The organism is Clostridium puniceum, assembly GCF_002006345.1.
Classification (GTDB): domain Bacteria; phylum Bacillota; class Clostridia; order Clostridiales; family Clostridiaceae; genus Clostridium; species Clostridium puniceum.
Map to the genome: position 1 here is coordinate 17,491 of NZ_LZZM01000207.1, position 19,178 is coordinate 36,668.

A 19,178-nucleotide genomic window follows, 5' to 3' on the forward strand; every position below is an offset into this window, starting at 1 on the left:
ATAAATAAAAGTATTAAATAAATTAAAATACTTTATAGATAAATAACATAATTTTTGTAGCTTAAGGTCAAAAATAATTGTAAAAACCATATAGACCGTGTATAATAGACGTTATGAAGTAATTAATACCATATAGAAGGATAGATAAATTACTTTTCCGAATTGACGCATGAGGAGGTTATATTGTGGCATTAAAAGCAATTGAAGAAATTAAAAACTCCGAAATAGAAGCAGAAGAAATAGTAAAAAATTCATCAGCAGAAGCAAAAGAAATGATTAAAAAATCGGTAGCATATGCACAAAATCAATATGAGGATATTTTGCTTAAAGGTAAAGAGAGAGCAGCTATTATTATTAATGAAGCTGTTGAAAGTGGAAATAAAGAAGCAACGCCTATTTTAGAAAAAGGTGAAAAAGAATCAAGAGATATAAGAAATATATCAGAAAAGAAAAAAAATAAAGTTGTTAAATTAGTGGTTGAAAGGATAGTGGGAATTCATGGCAATAGTTAAAATGAATAAATTCACATTATTAGCCTTTGAATCAAAAAAAGAAAAGCTCCTTGAAAAGTTACAAGCTTTTTCAAATGTTGAGTTTATTAATTTGCAAGATGAAAATTTTTTGGAAAACAATAAAATTCTTAAAGATTTGACGAAGGATCAAATTGATTCTAATATGGCAAAATGTGAAGAACAATTATTAAAAGTTAAATATTCAATAAAGTTCTTAGAAAACTATCTGCCTAAACAATCGTTAATAAAATCTTTACGTCAAGAAAAGATTTCTTTAACTATGTCAGAACTCGAAGATAAAGTCTTAAAAAGTAATTGGGAAGCAATTTATGAAAAAATAAAACAAAAAGATAGTCAATTAACGAATTTAGATAATGAGAAGATGAGGCTTAAAGGAAGTGTTGAAAAATTAATACCTTATGAAGGATTTAATGCCTCTTTAAGTTCTTTAAAGGAATTAAAACGAACTTCATATTTTTTAGGCAGCGTTCCGAATAGTTGTGAAGAAAATATTATAAATGATTTAAATGATTGTTATATAGAAATAATGTCTAAGGATGATAAAGAAACTTATTTTTTTGCATTAGCTCATAAGGAAAATGAAATGAACGTTTTAGATTCTCTTAGAACTTTTGGATTTACTCCATTTAAGTCTGAGGAAGAGGACATTCCTTTAAAATTGATTCATGATTATAATGAGAGGGTATCACTTATTGGTGCAGAAAAATTTATAATAAAAGAGGAGTTGGCTGGTTATGATGAAGAAATGAAAGTAATACAGTTAGCTTATGAATATTATACTAATTTAATTTTAAGAAAAAATATTAGTACTAATTTTTTAAAGACAGAAAATGTTTCTTTAATACAAGGATGGATACCTGTTAGTAAAAATGATGAATTTACAATAATAACTGAAAATATTTTAGGTGAGGACTATTATTTAAATTTTGAAGAAGTAAAAGAGGAAGAAATAGATGACATTCCTATTCAATTAAAAAATAATGATTTAAATGAATCCTTTGAAGCTGTTACAGGAATGTATAGTTTACCTAAGTATAATGATATAGATCCAACTCCATTTGTAACGCCATTTTATTTAACATTTTTCGGAATGATGGTTGCAGATGCTGGATATGGATTATTAATGCTTATATCAACTCTTTTATCACTAAAATTTTTCGAATTTCAGGATAAAACCAAGAAGATGGTCAAATTTTTTATGTATTTAAGCTTTCCAACAATTACATTTGGTTTAATGTACGGATCAGTATTTGGAGATATAATAAAATTTACGGGGTTAATTGATACTGGTAAAGATTTTATGACAATATTGGTATTGTCGCTTGCATTTGGTGTTATACAAATATTCTTTGGACTCGGAATAAAAGCTGTTTTATTGATTAAAATGGGTAGGTCATTAGATGCCTTTTTTGATGTAGGTTCTTGGGTTATAACTTTAATTTCTATTGGAGGAATAGTAGCAGGAGTAATGTTAAACATATCTATGCTAAAAACGATATGTAGCTTTTGGGGAATAGCAGGTGCAATTCTTATAGTAGCTACTCAAGGAAGAGCAGCAAAGACAATAGGCGGTAAAATAGGTAAAGGTTTATATGACTTATATGGTATTACAAGTTATCTTGGTGATTTAATATCATATTCAAGACTTATGGCTATAGGCCTAGCGGGTGGATCTATAGCAGGTGCAATTAATATGGTTATAAAAATGATTCCAGGACCAATTGGAACATTTGTTTTAGGTTCATTACTATTTGTAATATTTCAAGCAGTAAACTTATTATTATCATTATTAAGTGGATATGTTCATACTTTGAGACTTACTTATGTAGAATATTTTTCGAAGTTTTATGATGGTGGAGGAAGACCATTTAAGCCATTTGAAGCCCAAAATAAATATATTAATTTAAAGAGAGATTAGGAGGAAATTTAAAATGGAAATGACATGGATTCAATTTCTTATGGAGAATAACGGAGGATTTATTTTAGGGGCACTAGGAGTGGCATTAGCTGCTGGAATGTCAGGAATAGGATCAGCTAAAGGTGTAGGTATAGCGGGAGAGGCAGCAGCAGGATTATTATCAGAACAACCTGAAAAATTTAGTAAAGCATTAATTCTTCAATTATTACCAGGTACACAAGGACTTTATGGTTTTGTAATTGGATTATTAGTACTTCGTCAATTGAAACCAGAAACAACACTTGCACAAGGGGTATATCTATTATTTGCGTGTTTGCCAATAGCAATTGTGGGATTATGGTCAGCAATAGCACAAGGTAAAACATCTGCAGCGGGTATGCAAATATTAGCTAAAAAGCCAGAACAAAATACTAAGGGAATACTCTTAGCTGCAATGGTTGAAACATATGCAATATTAGCATTCGTTGTATCATTCTTATTAGTAAATTCCGTATTTAAATAAGATTAGGATGTGAAAATAATGGCTAGTATAAATAATTTAACTTCTAAAATTATTAAAGACGCAGAAGATAAGAAGGAAGTTATACTATCAGAAGCTGAAAAAGAAAGTAAGAAAATAATTGATAAAAAAATAGAAGAAGCAAAAGCAGCTGAAAAAATTATAATAGAAAAAGCTGAGATTGAAGCTGTTTCAAAAAAAGAAAGAATAATTTCAAATGCACATCTTCAAGCAAGAAATGAAAAATTGAAAGCAAAACAAGAAGTTATAAGTGAAATTTTTCAATCTACTGTAGAAGCTCTTTGCAGCATATCAGAAGATGATTTTAAGAATTTTGTTAAGACTGCAATTTTAAATAGTAACATTACAGGTAAGCAAAAGATCATTTTAAATAATGAAGGTAAGAAAATTATTTCTGAAGCTGTATTATTAGAAATAAATAAGGAACTTAAATCAAAAGCAAGTGTAAATTTAAGTGAAGAAACTGGCAATTTTAAAGGTGGATTTATATTAGAAAAAGAGGGTATAGAAATAAATAATACTTTTGAAGCTTTAGTTAATTCATTAAAGGATGATTTAAGTCAAGAAGTAGCAAGAGAGCTTTTTTAGTTAAGGAGGTTAGCTAATGGATAAAATGATATTTAATCAAGTTATACCAAGAATTAGAGTATATGAGACAGAACTCCTTGATAAATCAAAATTGGACAGAATGATTGATGCAATCACTGCAGATGAAGCTTTGAAGGTGCTTCAAGAAACAGAATATGGAAATCTTATAGGAAGTATTAAAAGTGCAGATGATTATGAAATCATACTAGGTGATGAATTAAAGAGATTATTTAATGTAATGTATGAAATAAGTCCGGTGAAAGTTCTTGTTGATTTAATGAGTATTAAATATGATTACCACAATATAAAGGTGATTTTAAAAGGAATGTTCCTTAAAGAAGATTTATCTTATTTAATAGTACCTGTTGGAAGTTTAGAGTATTCAAAATTAAAGGGATTAATCGAAAATAGGAATTTAAGTGAGTTCCCGCAAATTATAAAAGAAGGCATTAATGAGACTATATCTAGTTTTGAAAATACTAATGATTCTCAAATGATTGATATTATATTAGATAAATATATGTTTAAATCATTAATACATATTAAGAATGAAATAAATGATACTTTTATTGACAAATATGTAGCAGCGCTGATTGACTCTACAAATTTGAAAACTCTTTTAAGAGTAAAAAAGCAAAATAAAGATAGAGAATTTTTAAAAGCTGTTATTATTGAGGGCGGCTCAATAGACAGTGATAAATTTTTAGATATGCTAAATGATGAAATACAAAATATATCTACTAAACTTGCAACTAGTAATTATGCAGAATTTATAAAAAGTGGGATAGAATATTATGCTAAAACAAGTTCAGTAAGTCTCTTAGAAAAATTACTTGATAATTTTATAATGAATATTATGAAAGATGCAAAAATAATACCTTTTGGTGTTCAGCCAATACTAGCTTATATTTATGCTAAAGAAACAGAACTAAAAATTATAAGAATTATAATGGTTGGTAAAATAAATGATATTTCTGGAGAATTAGTAAGAGAAAGGCTGCGTGATATTTATGTTTAAGAAAATAGGTGTAGTTGGAGATAAAGATTCAGTTTTAGCATTTAAGGCTCTAGGAATAGATGTTTTTCTAGTAACGCATAGTGATGAAGCAAGGATAACTGTTGATAAATTAGCCCAGAATGATTATGCAGTTATATTTGTAACTGAACAAGTTGGGGAGGGGATACAAGAAACAATTGAAAGATATACTAGACAAATGCTTCCGGCTGTAATACTAATTCCAAGTAATCAAGGAACATTAAATATAGGTATGCAAAAAATAAATAATAACGTAGAAAAAGCTGTAGGCATTAATATCTTAGGCGATTAGAAATTCACAATGAAAGATAAAATCTATTTGAAGAAATATTAATAAAAAACTGTTTTTTATCCTTAACTGTTCATTGATAATTGTCACAGAATACCTATAAGAGGTATTAACTGTTAACTGAAGAAAGGCAGGGGTTGAAAAGGTGAAGACCGGAAAGATAATTAAAGTTTCAGGACCTTTGGTAGTTGCCGAAGGTATGGATGAAGCAAATATATATGACGTTTGTAAGGTTGGACAAAATGGACTTATTGGTGAAATTATCGAAATGAGAGGCGATAAGGCATCAATCCAAGTATACGAAGAAACATTAGGAATAGGACCCGGAGATTCAGTGGTAACTACTGGAGAGCCATTAAGTGTGGAACTTGGGCCGGGACTTATTGAATCAATGTTTGATGGAATACAAAGACCGCTAAATGCATTTATGGAAGCAGCACAATCTAACTTCTTGAAAAAAGGTATTTCAGTTCCATCATTAAATAGAACTAAAGAGTGGAGCTTTAAGAGCATTGTAAAAGTTGGAGATGAAGTAGTACCTGGAGTTGTTATTGGAACAGTTCAGGAAACTGCGGTTGTTGAACAAAGAATAATGATACCAGTAGGGATCGAAGGTAAGATTAAGGAAATTAAAGATGGAGAATTCACAGTTACTAAAACTATTTGTGTTGTTGAAACTACAAATGGAGATAAAGAAGTAACATTAATGCAAAAATGGCCAGTAAGAAAAGGTAGACCATATGTAGCAAAAATTAATCCAGTTGAACCAATGCTTACAGGACAAAGAGTTATAGATACATTTTTCCCAGTAGCTAAAGGTGGAGCAGCTTCAATTCCAGGTCCATTTGGAGCTGGAAAAACAGTTACACAGCATCAAATTGCTAAATGGGGAGATACTGAAATAGTTGTTTATGTTGGCTGTGGAGAACGTGGTAACGAAATGACTGATGTTTTAAATGAATTCCCAGAACTAGTTGATCTAAAAACTGGAGAAAGTTTAATGATGAGAACTGTTCTTATAGCTAATACTTCAAATATGCCAGTTGCAGCTAGAGAAGCTTCAATATATACAGGTATTACTATAGCTGAATATTTCAGAGATATGGGATACTCAGTATCAATTATGGCAGATTCAACTTCAAGATGGGCAGAAGCTTTAAGAGAAATGTCTGGTAGACTCGAAGAAATGCCAGGAGATGAAGGATATCCAGCATATTTAGGATCAAGACTTGCAGAATATTATGAAAGAGCTGGAATGGTTAAATGTTTAGGTGATGAAAATAGAATAGGATCGATTACAGCAATTGGTGCAGTATCACCACCTGGAGGAGATATTTCAGAGCCAGTTTCACAATCTACCCTTAGAATTGTTAAAGTTTTCTGGGGATTAGATGCGGGTCTTGCTTATCAAAGACATTTTCCAGCAATTAATTGGTTGAGTTCATATTCATTATATGCAGATACTGTTGATAATTGGATGAATGAAAATGTTGAAGAGGATTTTGGAAAACTTAGAATAGAAGCTATGACTTTGCTTCAAGAAGAAGCCAGCCTTCAAGAAATTGTAAGACTTGTTGGTATCGATGCACTTTTAGAAAAGGATAGATTAAAGCTTGATGTAGCTAAATCTATAAGAGAAGATTACTTGCAACAAAACAGTTTCCATGAAGTTGATACTTATACTTCATTAAATAAACAATATAAAATGTTAAAGCTTATTATTGAATATAAGAGAGAAGCTGAAAGAGCCTTAGAAGCAGGAGTTTATTTAAGCAACATATTAGAGCTTGAAGATTTAAAAGATAGAATTGCAAGAAGTAAATATATAAATGAAAAAGATTTAAAAAATATAGATCAAATTTTGATAGATTTAAAAGCAGCAATTGAAGACCTTATAAACAAAGGAGGCCATTAAATGATTAAAGAATATAAAACAGTAACAGAAGTTGTTGGCCCTTTGATGGTTGTTGAAGGTGTTGAAGGCGTTAAATATGATGAATTAGTTGAAATAGAACTTCAAACTGGTGAAATGCGACGCGGTAAAGTTCTTGAAGTTAATGGATCAAAAGCAATGGTTCAAATTTTTGAGGGATCTTCAGGGATTAACTTAAAAAATACTAAAGTTAAATTCTTAGGAAAACCACTTGAAATTGGTGTGTCTGAAGATATGTTAGGCAGAGTTTTTGATGGTATGGGTAGAGCTAAGGATAATGGACCAGATATAATACCAGAAAAAAGATTAGATATAAATGGAGAAGCTATTAATCCAGTGGCTAGAGATTATCCATCAGAATTTATTCAGACAGGTATTTCAGCAATTGATGGACTTAATACACTAGTTAGAGGGCAAAAGTTACCTATTTTTTCAGGTGCAGGTCTTCCACATGCATCTCTTGCTGCACAAATTGCAAGACAAGCAAAAGTTTTAAATTCAGATTCTAAATTTGCTGTTGTATTTGCAGCGATAGGTATTACTTTTGAAGATGCTCAATTTTTCGTAGATGAATTTAAGGAAACAGGAGCTATTGATAGATCAGTTTTATTTATGAATCTTGCAGCTGACCCTGCAATTGAAAGAATAGCAACTCCAAGAATGGCACTTACAACTGCAGAGTATTTAGCTTATGAATTAGGAATGCATGTACTTGTTATAATGACTGATATTACAAATTATGCTGAAGCATTAAGAGAAATTTCAGCAGCAAGAAAAGAAGTTCCAGGAAGACGTGGATATCCAGGATACTTATACACTGATCTTTCTACATTATATGAAAGAGCAGGGAGAATTAGAGGAAAAGAGGGTTCAATCACTCAAATTCCAATACTTACAATGCCTGAAGATGATAAAACTCATCCAATTCCAGATTTAACTGGATATATTACAGAAGGTCAAATTATTCTTTCAAGAGAATTATATAAAAAGGGGATAACGCCTCCTATTGATGTGCTTCCATCGCTTTCAAGACTTAAAGATAAAGGTATTGGAAAAGGGAAGACTAGAGAAGATCATGCAGATACTAGGAATCAATTATTTTCAGCATATTCTCAAGGTAAGCAGGCAAAAGAATTATCAGCAATACTTGGAGAATCAGCATTAAGTGATACTGATAAGAAGCTTGCTAAATTTGCAGAAGCATTTGAAGAAAAATATGTATCACAAGGGTTTAATGCTAATAGAACAATTAAGGAAACTTTAGATTTAGGCTGGAAATTATTAAAGATGATTCCAAGATCTGAACTTAAGAGAATTAGAGATGAGTATCTTGAAAAATACATGGTAAGAGAGGAAGCGTAGTCTATGGCAAAGTTAAACGTCAATTCTACTAGAATGGAGCTCGCGAATCTTAAAAAGACATTAGCAACATCAACTAGAAGCCACAAGCTTTTAAAGGATAAACAAGATGAATTAATTAGGCAATTTATTAGTCTTGTTAAAGATAATAATAAACTACGAAAAGAAGTAGAAGAACAATTGCAGAGTTTATTAAAAGATTTTGTTATGGCAAGAGCTGTAATGAGTTCAGAGTTTTTAGAAGAAGCAATTGTTTATCCTAAAGAACATATTTCAGTTGAAGTTACAGAAAAAAATATAATGAGTGTATCTGTTCCAGTAATGAACTTCGAAAGACAACTTGAAGGGGATGAGGGGAGCATATATCCTTATGGATTTGACAATACTTCTTCTGAACTTGATGATACGCTTTCTAAGCTTTATGGAATTCTTCCGCAGCTTTTAAGACTTGCAGAAGTCGAAAAAGCTTGCCAGCTTATGGCTGATGAAATTGAAAAGACTAGAAGAAGAGTTAATGCTCTTGAATATAGGACAATTCCAGATTTGGAAGAAACAATAAAATACATTAAAATGAGATTAGATGAAAATGAAAGAGCATCTATAACTAGATCAATGAAAGTTAAGAGCATGATTGAACAAAGAGGTTAAATCTTATTAAAATGTTGCCATAAAATGATTTTTTCAAAATTATTTTATGGCAGTTTTTTATTTTCATGGTTTAAAGTTTAATAATTTTGTAATTGATATAAAATATCTTTAATAGTATAATCAAATGGGATATAAACCAAGATGGAAAACTTGGTTATAATTTACTCAAATAGAACTTAACTAAGGAGTAGGAAAGATGAATTATATATTAGCAATGGTAGTTTCACTTATAATTGCACTAATTACCATGCCATTTCTTATGAAACTAGCTAGTAAATTGCATTTTACAGATAAACCCAATAAACGTAAACAGCATAAAAAACCAACCCCTTTGTGTGGTGGGATAGCCTTATATATTGGTTTTTTTATTTCTTACTTTATATTTGTAAGGGTAAGAGATGGTTTTCATCAACAGATAACTGTGTTTATGGCAGCAACAATGATAGTATTAATTGGATTAATAGATGATTGGTATAAAACAAAAGGAAAAGAATTTAAAATATTGCCTAGATTAGTTATTCAGTTATTGTCGGCAGTTTTGGTATTTAAGGCTGGGATTGTTTTTGAAGGCTTCACTAATCCTATTACAGGAATTTTTATAGAATTAAATCCAACAATACAATTTTTCTTGACAATTACATGGATATTTGGAGTAACTACTGTAATAAATTGGTCAGATGGAATGGATGGATTAGCTGGAGGATTATCTTTGATCTCAGCTATAACATTTTTTTTAGCTGCAATAATATTAAGTCAACCTGAATCAGCACTAGTGTCGATAATACTTGCAGGAGCTATTTTGGGATTCCTGTACTACAATAAATATCCAGCAAAAGTATTTATGGGAGATTCAGGAGCAAATTTTTTAGGATTTATTTTAAGTATTACAGCATTAGATGGTGCATTTAAGCAAGCAACTGTTTTAAGCTTATTTATACCAATACTTGCTTTAGCAGTACCAATTTTTGATAATTTATTTGTTATTTTTAAGAGATTCTCAGAAGGAAAACCAGTATATCAAGCAGATAGAAGCCAAATACATTTTAGGTTGGAGGAAAAAGGTTTTTCAACTGTTCAAATTATAAATTACATAATGGTAATGAGTTTCACTTTTAGTGCAATTTCTATAGTTTTGTTATTAATAAAAAGATAGGTATATAAGCGAGAATCAAATTTTATATTGGTTTTCTCTAACTTAGTTAACATATGCATATGAGTTAACTTGCAAAAAATGGTTTGTGAGAAATTTTTATTTAGCAAATGCGAGTCAGAATTCGTTGTAATAAAATCTTTACAAAAGAGATTTTATAATATATAATGTACTAAATATAAGAACTTATCAAGAGTGGTGGAGGGACTGGCCCTAAGAAACCCAGCAACCGATGTATTCTGCGTGAATATATAAGGTGCTAAATCCTGCAGTGTAAGAACTGATAGATAAGGTATTTAAGAGCTTTTAAGCCTAAAGGAATACCTTTAGGCTTTTTTTACTTAGCTATATTTAAATTATTTCATGTCACATAAAAATCATAATAAATGGAGGAATATATATAATGAATAAGAAAAACGTAGAAAGCTTTGAATTAGACCATAATAAGGTTAAAGCACCTTTTGTAAGAAGATGCTGTGTTCTTGATGGAACTCATGGAGATAAGGTTACTAAATTTGACTTGAGATTTTTACAACCTAATAAAGAAGCATTTGGTACTGCGGCAATGCATGGATTAGAACATTTATTAGCCCACGAACTTAGAAATCATTTAGAGGGAATAATAGATTTATCTCCAATGGGATGCAGAACAGGATTTTATCTTTCAATCTGGGGTGAAAGAGAAGTAGCTGAAATAAAGGAAGCATTAGAAACATCTTTAAAAGCAATTTTAGATGCAACTGAAATACCAGCAGCAAATGCAGTTCAATGCGGAAATTACAGAGATTTATCCTTATTTGGAGCAAAGGAATATGCAAAAGATGTGTTAGAAAAGGGATTCTCTTTAAATATTTATGGAAAATAACAATTTAATAATTCTTTAATGAAATTTGATAGTTGACAATAAAGGAATAAATATGTATATATTTTGATAATTAAGAAAAAATGCAATATGTATTTAAATATAGTAATACAATTTCTAGTTGAAATTGTATCAAAACGCTATTAACTGTTCCCTGTTAATTATTAAGTGAAAAAGGGGGTCTATATGCATGGAGATTTTTAAACTTGAGATAAGTAAAGCTGAGGTACTTAGATATCTTGGCCATAGAGGTCAGGATATAGATGAAAATTTGATTAATACAATTGAAGAGTGTAGAGAAGAAATAAAAAAAATAATAAAACCTAGAGTTGTGTATTCTTATAAAAATATAAAACCAATTGACAATGGAGTAGAGGTTATTACTACAAACTTAATATTAAAAGGTGATGACATAAAAGAACATTTAAAGAATTCAAGAGAATGTGTGTTAATGGCAGTAACCTTAGGAAATGAAATAGAAAGACAAACAAGATTATATGAAAAAACTAATTTAACAAAGGCACTTATATTAGATGCCTGTGCTACAACGGCAGTAGAGGAAGTATGTGATATAGTTGAAAATAATGTTAAAGAAAAAGCAGTTGCAAATGGAATGAATATAACATTTAGGTATAGTCCTGGATATGGAGATTTGCCTTTAGATGTTCAAAATAGCTTCCTAAGAGCTTTAGATGCAGAAAAGAAAATAGGGCTCACCGTATCAGAAAATAATTTATTATTTCCCAGAAAGTCTGTTACGGCAATAATAGGAATAGTGAATAATGGAATTGAAAAGAAAAGAAAGAGCTGTATGGAATGTAGTAATTATGAAAATTGCAGTTTTAGAAAAGAGGGCGAAAGTTGTGGGGCTTAATAAATATATAAAAGATAATATTTTAATTTTTGATGGGGCAATGGGGACCATGCTTCAAAAAAAAGGTTTAAAACTTGGAGAAAATCCAGAAGTTTTAAATTTAAAGGAACCAGGTGTAATAGAAGAAATTCATAGAGAATACATAGATAGTGGAGCAAATGTAATAACCACTAATACCTTTGGAGCAAATGAACTAAAATTAAAGCTTTGTAATTTAGAAGTTGAAGAAGTTATAGATTCAGCTGTAAAAATTGTTAAAAAGGCAAAGGGAAATAGTGATACGTACATTGCTTTAGATGTTGGACCAATAGGAGAACTTTTGGAGCCCATGGGAACTTTAAGCTTTGACAGAGCATATGAAATTTTTAAACGTCAAATTGTGCAAGGGGCTAAATCAGGTGCTGATATAATTCTAATTGAAACCATGACAGATTTATATGAGCTTAAGGCAGCAGTGCTTGCAGCAAAGGAAAATTCAGAATTACCTGTATTTTGCACTATGACTTTTGAAGAAAATTTAAGAACATTCACAGGATGTTCTCCAGAAGCTATGGTACTTGTTTTGGAAGGTCTTGGAGTAGATGCTCTTGGAGTTAACTGCTCACTTGGACCAAAACAATTAAAACCTGTGATTGAAGAAATATGCAGTTTAGCACATATTCCGGTAATGGTGCAGCCTAATGCTGGACTTCCGACGCTATCAATAGGAAATGAAATAAAATATGATGTGACAAAGGAAGAATTTGCTGATACTTTATGTAGTTTTATTAATTCAGGAGTTAGAGTAATTGGTGGATGTTGTGGAACAACTCCAGATTATATAAGAGAATTATTTCTTAGAGTAAAAAATAAAAAGCTAAAGCCAGTAGAGAATGAAAATTATTCTGCAATTTGTACACCATCAAAGGTTGTAAGAATAGATGGAGTTAGAATTATAGGTGAAAGAATTAATCCAACTGGAAAGAAATTATTTAAAGAAGCATTAAAAAATGAAGATTTAGATTATATTTTAAAGCAAGCTATTTCCCAAATAGAAGCAGGGGCACATATTTTGGATGTTAATGTAGGATTACCTGAAATTAATGAACCTAAGATGATGCGTAAGATAGTTAGGGAAATACAAGGAATAATAGATACTCCGCTTCAAATAGATTCATCAGACATTGGTGCCATAGAAGCAGGTTTAAGATATTATAATGGAAAGGCTATATTAAATTCAGTAAATGGAGAAGAGAAAGTTTTAAGTGCAATACTTCCGTTAGTAAAAAAATATGGAGCTAGTGTTGTAGGATTAACTTTAGATGATAATGGAATTCCAGCTAAAGCTGAAGAAAGATTTGCTATAGCAGAAAAGATTGTAAAAAGAGCAGCTGAATATGGAATAAGGAAAGAAGATGTATTTATTGACTGTTTAGTGCTTACTGTATCAGCACAACAAGAAGAAGTTCAAGAGACATTAAAAGCTGTAAGAATGGTAAAGGAGAAATTAGGAGTAAAGACTGTACTTGGAGTTTCAAATATATCATTTGGTCTTCCAAATAGGGAGTTAATAAATGAAACATTTTTAGCATTAGCACTTGCAAATGGCTTAGATTTACCTATAATTAACCCAAATGCAGATGGTATGACTAGAGTTATACATTCTTATAATGTTTTATATAATTATGATAAGAGTGCAGAGGTATATATTAAAAACTATGCTAATATTGATTTAAAGAGCACTGTTACTATGAAGAGTAATGATAATTCAAATAGTGGAAATCATTCTAATAAGGAACATGATTTAAGATATATAGTTGTAAAAGGGCTAAAGGAAGAAGCAAAACAAGCTACAATAGAACTTTTAAAACAATATGAAGAACTTGAAATAGTTAATAAATATTTGATTCCAGCCTTAGATGAAGTTGGAGATAAATATGAAAAGGGAGAATTATTCTTACCTCAATTAATACAATCAGCTGAAACTGTAAAAAATGCTTTCGATGTGTTAAAGGCTGAAATAGCTAAGAGTAATTCTAATTCTATATCAAAGGGCAAGATAATAGTTGCAACTGTGAAAGGTGATATTCATGATATAGGAAAGAATATAGTAAAAGTTATTTTAGAGAACTATGGATATGAAATGATAGATTTAGGTAAGGATGTTCCTATTGAAACTGTTGTTTCAGAAGCAAAAAAGCATAATGTTTCTTTAATCGGATTAAGTGCACTTATGACAACAACTGTTAGAAGCATGGAAGAAACAATAAAAGCATTAAGAGAAGATGGTTATACTGGTAAGATATTCGTTGGTGGAGCAGTATTAACAGCAGATTCGGCTGAAAGAATAGGTGCTGATTTTTATGCTAAGGATGCAAAAGAATCAGTAGAAATTGCAAAGAAAGTATTAGCTTAGTATGATAGATGCTTAGAGTGTGACAATGGAAAACAGAAAGAGGATGCAATATGTATTCTCTTTCTTTGTTATGTTATATTTAATATATAACCATGAAAAGAGTATATATTATAGTGCTTTTTTTGATATAAACATAGAAAGCAAGACAATTTAAATTATTCGTTGCCATATTAAGGCCCAGATGAAATTTTTAGAAGGAGATTATTTAAAATATTTACTAAATGGGTGGACAAGTACTGAATCAATATTCAAATTTTAATAAAAAACGAGGAGTTATAAATGAAACAAGAACGGTTATATGAAATTGACGTTTTACGAGCGATAGCATTTATTTTTGTTGTAGTTCAACATACATTGGGAGGGTATTCTAATATTGAAGGAATTCCTTATAGCAGTTTTACTATAATGAAGTTACTTTATGTGATGGGCAAACCAGCAGTGCCAATCTTTCTTTTTATAAGTGCAGTAGCTCTTTTTTATGCGCATTTTAAAAAGTTTGATTGCAAAAGTTATTATTTAAAAAGAGTAAAATATATACTTATACCTTATATGATATGGTCTGCAATCAATATGATTGAACTTGGAAATGAGGATAGATTTCAGGATTTCTTCCTCCAAGTAATTGCAGGAAATGGAGCATTTCATCTATGGTATATGGGGATGGTACTAGGAATTTTTTTTTGCTTTCCTATTATACTTTGGATTGTAAAGAAAATACATTTAATGAAAGCTAAAATAAGAATAGGAACCTTCATATTTTTCTTTTGCTTGTATTATCTAACACTTCGATTTCAAAATGATGTTTCTAATAGTCTAGGAAATTTTATATTTGGAATACCAACTGAATTACAGCAAAGAATTATAGATATATCAGCACTATTTTGGTATTTATATTTTTTATTAGGTATTTATTTTATTTTAAATTATGAATACCTAAAAAGAAAAATTATACAATATAAAAGCATTATTCTTGTTAGTTATAGTTTTTTATTTGTGTACTCTTATTTAGATGAAATAGAAAAAGCCGAATCTATAAAATTAATATATCTATTACATATGGTAGTTTCAATATTAGTGTTTTACTTAGCTGCTGTCAGACTATCAGAAAGAAATAAGGTTTATAAAATATTGAAATTTATAGGTGATTATTCATTTGGAGCTTATATGGCACATATTATTGTTATTAATTATATATCAAATAAAATTATTATAGAGTTAGATACTAGAAATTATCTTTTTGTAGGAATTTTAACTTTGATTATAACTGTAATAATAACACCAGTACTTATGAAAATTATCAGTTACATTCCATATTCCGAATATATAACAGGTGCTAAACGTTCATATATAAATTTTGATTTTAAGTTAGAGTTTACAAAAGAAGTTTAGTAAAATATTGAATTGTTATTTTTGTATACAGAATGGATTTTCATATTAAGAATGAGAAATAACCAATCAAAATTGTAAAAACATTAACTTTTATGGTATAACATAACCATGCATTAAGAGTAAAAATACGCTTAATTCATGGTTTTTGTTATTTATTTAGAAATTACATTTTGATTTAATAAAGTTGTTAACTATCTATGTAAATATTTATATTAAATCTATAACATCTAAATCATCAGGCATATAAATATTTCCATTAAATTCTTCCTTGCCCTCATTTATGTAAAGTTCTTTTCTATTTTGCAAATTTTTGTCTTCAGTATGATATAAAATAATATTCTTAACATTTAGTTCTTTAGCATTTTTACATGCATCTTTTGCTGTTGCATGATGTTTTTCATAAGGCTTAAATATATCTCTTTGAGAATAAAGGCAAAAGGCTTCGTGGAATAGATAATCTACGTTTTCACTATGAGATTTTACAGTTTCTCTATAAGGTTCATCTCCTAAAAAAGTTAGAGATTTGCCATTAGATAAGATTGTTTTAAATCCATGCTGAAGATCTTTTGTACTATGTATATCAAAAAAAGTGGTAGTTCTATCTAATATTTTAGTCGTATCATTATCCTTAATTTCATTAAATAAAATTCTAATATCAAATAGCTTTAAGAATTTTTTTTGAAGTACAAATGAACAAATTGTTCTTATTGCATTTATTGAAGTTTCATGGCAATAAATATTTAAATTTCCAGTGTATTTATCATTTAATATACTTTGGGCTATAGCTCGAATAACCCAAACACTACCTAATATATGATCATTATGATTATGAGAAATAAACATATTATGTATTTGATTTATAGATATATTTAATTTTTCTAAGTTTGACAATATAGTATTACCACCGCCAGCATCTATAAGAAAGTGTTCATCATCACTTGATAAAGTAAAACATGTGTTATAACATTTAGTAACCATAGCAGAGCCAGTGCCGAGTATATTTATTTTTTCCATATTTACATCTCCTAAAATATATATAATTTAAAATAATAGCATAAAATACTTAAATTATCACATTCCATAATTAAAAGTTAAAAACAAAATTAAGTATATATTGAAAAATGAACAGTATAGGATTATAGAATACAACTAATTATAAAATTTTCATAATTATATAATGCATAAATAAGTTTATAAAGCAAATTATATTATAAAAGGTATGTAGAATAAATACAACATTATACAAAGAGTTTTAAATTTATTTTAGTTTATGCAATATTGAAAATGTAGAAAATTTATAAAAATATTTACTTGTGAGTATATATGATATATACTAATGTATATACAGCGAGAAAGAGAGGCAATAATTAAAATGAACAATAAGATAAAACAAATGGTATATGCAGGATTACTTACTGCACTTGCAATTATAATTCCTATTCAATTTGGATTTTTAAAGATTATCATTCCACCTTTTACAGCTACGTTGGCAGCACACGTACCAATGATGTTAGCTATGTTAATATCACCAGTAGTGGCAATTGTAGTTGGGGTTGGTTCTACAATTGGTTTTTTGATATCAGGAACACCAGCACCAGTAGTAGCAAGAGCAGCAACGCATATCCTTGTTGGTTATATTGGAGCAAAAATAATTATTAGCAATCAAAGCTATATTAAAGCAGTAGTTATTACAGCACCTATTCATGGATTATTAGAAATGTTAGTTGTAATACCTTTTATAGGATTAAATGTTTATCAATTATTAATAGTAACAGCTGTTGGGGCAATATTACATCATACTGCCGATAGTATAATAGCATATGCAGTAGTTAAAGCAGTAGCAAAGGCGAGAAATAAAGATATTTACAGTGTTTTTGGGGAATTTAGGAATGAGCATGAAGACTTATTGGTAGAGAATTCGAAAATTTAAATCACGAGCTTAATGTAATATAAAAAATGCATTAAGCATTTTTTATGCTTAGAATATATTTAGAATTTAGGGAAAAAATATTAAAAAAATATAGACAAAAATGTTAAATATCATATAATAAGGTTAGAATAAATTTAAAATTAGTTATAATAGATTAGTTATTATTTAAATTAATCAATGAATCTATGAAGAAAATAAGTTTTAAGTTTGACATAGGATAAAGAATAATTAACAGGATATTTATTGAATATGTCTAAAATAAAAAATGAGGTGAATGTTTTGGAAGAAAAAGAAATAATGTCATTTAAAGATGAAGATGGAAATAAAGTTGATTTTGAGGCAGTAGCAAAGATTTATTTAGAAGAACAAGGTTACTTATTATTATCACCATTAGAAGACGAAAGTGAAGACATGTTTGCTTTTAGAATAGATGTAGATGCAAATGGTAATGAAGAATTGAATCTTGTAGAAGATGATAAAGAATTTGAAGAAATAAAAAAAGAATATAAAAAATTATTGTACTAAGTAGAAGAGGTGAAATTTATGAAGAGTTCGGAAATAATAAACTATTTAGAAGATAATGATTTAGCTGATATAGAAGAATTAAAGAAAAAAAGTAATTATGTGATATTAAAATTTTATTATGATTTTGATAAAGAAGAAATAAATGCAGCAAAGGCTTATTCAACGGAGGAAAGTGATTTTGATCCAGAAAGCGATGAATGGTATAAAGAATATTATCTTCCATATTTAAGAGACATCGCAGTAGATAATGTTGAATCAATAATTGAAGAAATAATGGAAGAATATGAGATCGAAGCTAAATATAAAGAAATTGGAATGGAAAATGGAGATAGCGGATATTTCAAATTCATAGCAGCTTTTTCAGATGAATTAACTGATTCTGAGATGGAAGATATTTTAAACGATTACTATCAGTAAAATTGGAATTAAAATACTCTTGAAAATATAAAATGTTATGATATAATAGGATTATAGATTTCCTGGGATGTGCGCAAAGCTTATGATATTCAACCTACATTACATTATCGGGATTTACAACAAATTCATAAATGTCAAGCTTCATTTAAATCATTTATTATGATAGAAGAAGGCAGAAGTGAATTGAGTTTAACCCACCTGCGAGGCGCAGGCATTGAATATATAGGTGAACGGCATGTCGGGAGCTATAATTGAAATCAACACCTCAGTAATGAGGTGCTTTTTTTATGTTAAAAATATATGGTTTTTCAATGCTGAAATAAAGAATTTGTATAGATTTAGAAGTAAATATGTATAAAGTTGTAAACGTAAAACGTTAGAGAAATAAGCCTGAAAAATACAGTAATGTAACAATTTTTGAAAAAACCTAGCTAAATTTAGTTTAGCTAGGTTATAGGTAGCATTAAGCTAAGGCTAGAAACTTAATGTCTACTATGAAAAGTGGCATATAACCATTTTTGTATATTTATAATTTATCTGAAGTATTTATATTACGCTGCTACTTCTTTAACAGATTTAGAATTATTTTGTTTGTGGTTAAATGAAGAAAATAGTTCTTTTTGATACAAAACAATAAACTTGTCCAAATTTTGAGATAAAGCAATCATAAATTTAGTACTTGGTGAAAAAAATAATAATAATAGATTGAGTAAGTGCTTTCTAAGTAATATATTACATTTTAGTCTAGAAAATATGTGTTTTTTCATAACCACACCTCCTGAGAATATATTTTATTGTTATTATAAATATAT

Annotated in this window: 19 protein-coding genes, 1 other RNA gene and 1 riboswitch; of the genes, 18 read left to right on the plus strand and 2 right to left on the minus strand. The window is 29.1% G+C overall.

What is annotated here, in order from left to right; all coding sequences use genetic code 11:
- Nucleotides 1-185: 185 nt before the first annotated feature.
- The 14 genes from CLPUN_RS21140 to CLPUN_RS21205 all read left to right on the plus strand — a co-directional run bounded on the left by CLPUN_RS21140 (nt 186) and on the right by CLPUN_RS21205 (nt 15,494).
- Nucleotides 186-512, plus strand: coding sequence for an ATP synthase subunit B family protein (locus CLPUN_RS21140; protein WP_077849210.1), 327 nt, complete (start codon nt 186-188; stop codon nt 510-512).
- The gene (locus CLPUN_RS21145) at nt 499-2,451 is read left to right on the plus strand and encodes a V-type ATP synthase subunit I (protein WP_077849211.1); all 1,953 of its coding nucleotides are present in this window, start codon (nt 499-501) and stop codon (nt 2,449-2,451) included. Before CLPUN_RS21140 ends, CLPUN_RS21145 begins: the two co-directional genes overlap by 14 nt.
- Before the next feature lie 13 nt (nt 2,452-2,464).
- Nucleotides 2,465-2,953 (plus strand): V-type ATP synthase subunit K, encoded by a 489-nt coding sequence (locus tag CLPUN_RS21150; protein WP_077849212.1) that lies wholly within the window; start codon nt 2,465-2,467, stop codon nt 2,951-2,953.
- Nucleotides 2,954-2,971: 18 nt separating this feature from the next.
- Nucleotides 2,972-3,559 (plus strand): V-type ATP synthase subunit E, encoded by a 588-nt coding sequence (locus CLPUN_RS21155; protein ID WP_077849213.1) that lies wholly within the window; start codon nt 2,972-2,974, stop codon nt 3,557-3,559.
- A 16-nt stretch (nt 3,560-3,575) separates the two neighbouring features.
- On the plus strand, nt 3,576-4,577 hold the full coding sequence (locus tag CLPUN_RS21160; protein ID WP_077849214.1) for a V-type ATP synthase subunit C: 1,002 nt from the start codon (nt 3,576-3,578) through the stop codon (nt 4,575-4,577).
- Entirely contained in the window at nt 4,570-4,887 is a 318-nt protein-coding gene (locus tag CLPUN_RS21165; protein WP_077849226.1) for a V-type ATP synthase subunit F, read from the plus strand. The genes CLPUN_RS21160 and CLPUN_RS21165 overlap by 8 nt, the downstream gene beginning before the upstream one ends.
- A 142-nt stretch (nt 4,888-5,029) precedes the next feature.
- On the plus strand, nt 5,030-6,799 hold the full coding sequence (locus CLPUN_RS21170) for a V-type ATP synthase subunit A (protein ID WP_077849215.1): 1,770 nt from the start codon (nt 5,030-5,032) through the stop codon (nt 6,797-6,799).
- Entirely contained in the window at nt 6,800-8,179 is a 1,380-nt protein-coding gene (locus CLPUN_RS21175; RefSeq protein ID WP_077849216.1) for a V-type ATP synthase subunit B, read from the plus strand.
- A gap of 3 nt (nt 8,180-8,182) precedes the next feature.
- A complete protein-coding gene (locus CLPUN_RS21180; RefSeq protein WP_077849217.1) occupies nt 8,183-8,824 on the plus strand; it encodes a V-type ATP synthase subunit D in 642 nt (213 codons plus the stop codon).
- Nucleotides 8,825-9,020: 196 nt separating this feature from the next.
- On the plus strand, nt 9,021-9,977 hold the full coding sequence (locus CLPUN_RS21185; protein WP_077849218.1) for an MraY family glycosyltransferase: 957 nt from the start codon (nt 9,021-9,023) through the stop codon (nt 9,975-9,977).
- Between the two features lie 180 nt (nt 9,978-10,157).
- A riboswitch (SAM riboswitch) is annotated at nt 10,158-10,268 on the plus strand.
- Nucleotides 10,269-10,377: 109 nt separating this feature from the next.
- Nucleotides 10,378-10,839 (plus strand): S-ribosylhomocysteine lyase, encoded by a 462-nt coding sequence (locus CLPUN_RS21190; protein WP_077849219.1) that lies wholly within the window; start codon nt 10,378-10,380, stop codon nt 10,837-10,839.
- 187 nt (nt 10,840-11,026) lie between these two features.
- The gene (locus CLPUN_RS21195; RefSeq protein ID WP_077849220.1) at nt 11,027-11,710 is read left to right on the plus strand and encodes a vitamin B12 dependent-methionine synthase activation domain-containing protein; all 684 of its coding nucleotides are present in this window, start codon (nt 11,027-11,029) and stop codon (nt 11,708-11,710) included.
- Nucleotides 11,700-14,105, plus strand: a complete 2,406-nt coding sequence (locus tag CLPUN_RS21200; RefSeq protein ID WP_077849227.1) for a homocysteine S-methyltransferase family protein — start codon at nt 11,700-11,702, stop codon at nt 14,103-14,105. The genes CLPUN_RS21195 and CLPUN_RS21200 overlap by 11 nt, the downstream gene beginning before the upstream one ends.
- Before the next feature lie 279 nt (nt 14,106-14,384).
- Nucleotides 14,385-15,494 carry an acyltransferase gene (locus tag CLPUN_RS21205; RefSeq protein ID WP_077849221.1) on the plus strand — a complete coding sequence of 370 codons (1,110 nt, stop codon included), beginning with the start codon at nt 14,385-14,387 and terminating at the stop codon, nt 15,492-15,494.
- 207 nt (nt 15,495-15,701) lie between these two features.
- Here CLPUN_RS21205 and CLPUN_RS21210 read toward each other — a convergent pair whose 3' ends face one another.
- Entirely contained in the window at nt 15,702-16,508 is an 807-nt protein-coding gene (locus tag CLPUN_RS21210) for an MBL fold metallo-hydrolase (protein WP_077849222.1), read from the minus strand.
- 358 nt (nt 16,509-16,866) lie between these two features.
- Between CLPUN_RS21210 and CLPUN_RS21215 the strand changes: the two genes are divergently transcribed.
- The 4 genes from CLPUN_RS21215 (at nt 16,867) to ssrS (ending at nt 18,615) form a co-directional block, all read left to right on the plus strand.
- Nucleotides 16,867-17,424 carry an ECF transporter S component gene (locus CLPUN_RS21215; RefSeq protein ID WP_077849223.1) on the plus strand — a complete coding sequence of 186 codons (558 nt, stop codon included), beginning with the start codon at nt 16,867-16,869 and terminating at the stop codon, nt 17,422-17,424.
- A gap of 279 nt (nt 17,425-17,703) precedes the next feature.
- Nucleotides 17,704-17,949: a DUF1292 domain-containing protein gene (locus tag CLPUN_RS21220; protein WP_077849228.1), complete on the plus strand. Its 246-nt coding sequence runs from the start codon at nt 17,704-17,706 to the stop codon at nt 17,947-17,949.
- A gap of 18 nt (nt 17,950-17,967) precedes the next feature.
- Nucleotides 17,968-18,366: a hypothetical protein gene (locus CLPUN_RS21225; protein ID WP_077849224.1), complete on the plus strand. Its 399-nt coding sequence runs from the start codon at nt 17,968-17,970 to the stop codon at nt 18,364-18,366.
- A gap of 56 nt (nt 18,367-18,422) precedes the next feature.
- A non-coding RNA gene (gene ssrS, locus CLPUN_RS21230) (6S RNA) lies at nt 18,423-18,615 on the plus strand.
- Between the two features lie 302 nt (nt 18,616-18,917).
- On the opposite strand, the gene CLPUN_RS21235 is transcribed toward ssrS, so the two are convergent.
- The gene (locus tag CLPUN_RS21235) at nt 18,918-19,133 is read right to left on the minus strand and encodes a hypothetical protein (RefSeq protein WP_077849225.1); all 216 of its coding nucleotides are present in this window, start codon (nt 19,131-19,133) and stop codon (nt 18,918-18,920) included.
- Nucleotides 19,134-19,178 lie beyond the last annotated feature (45 nt).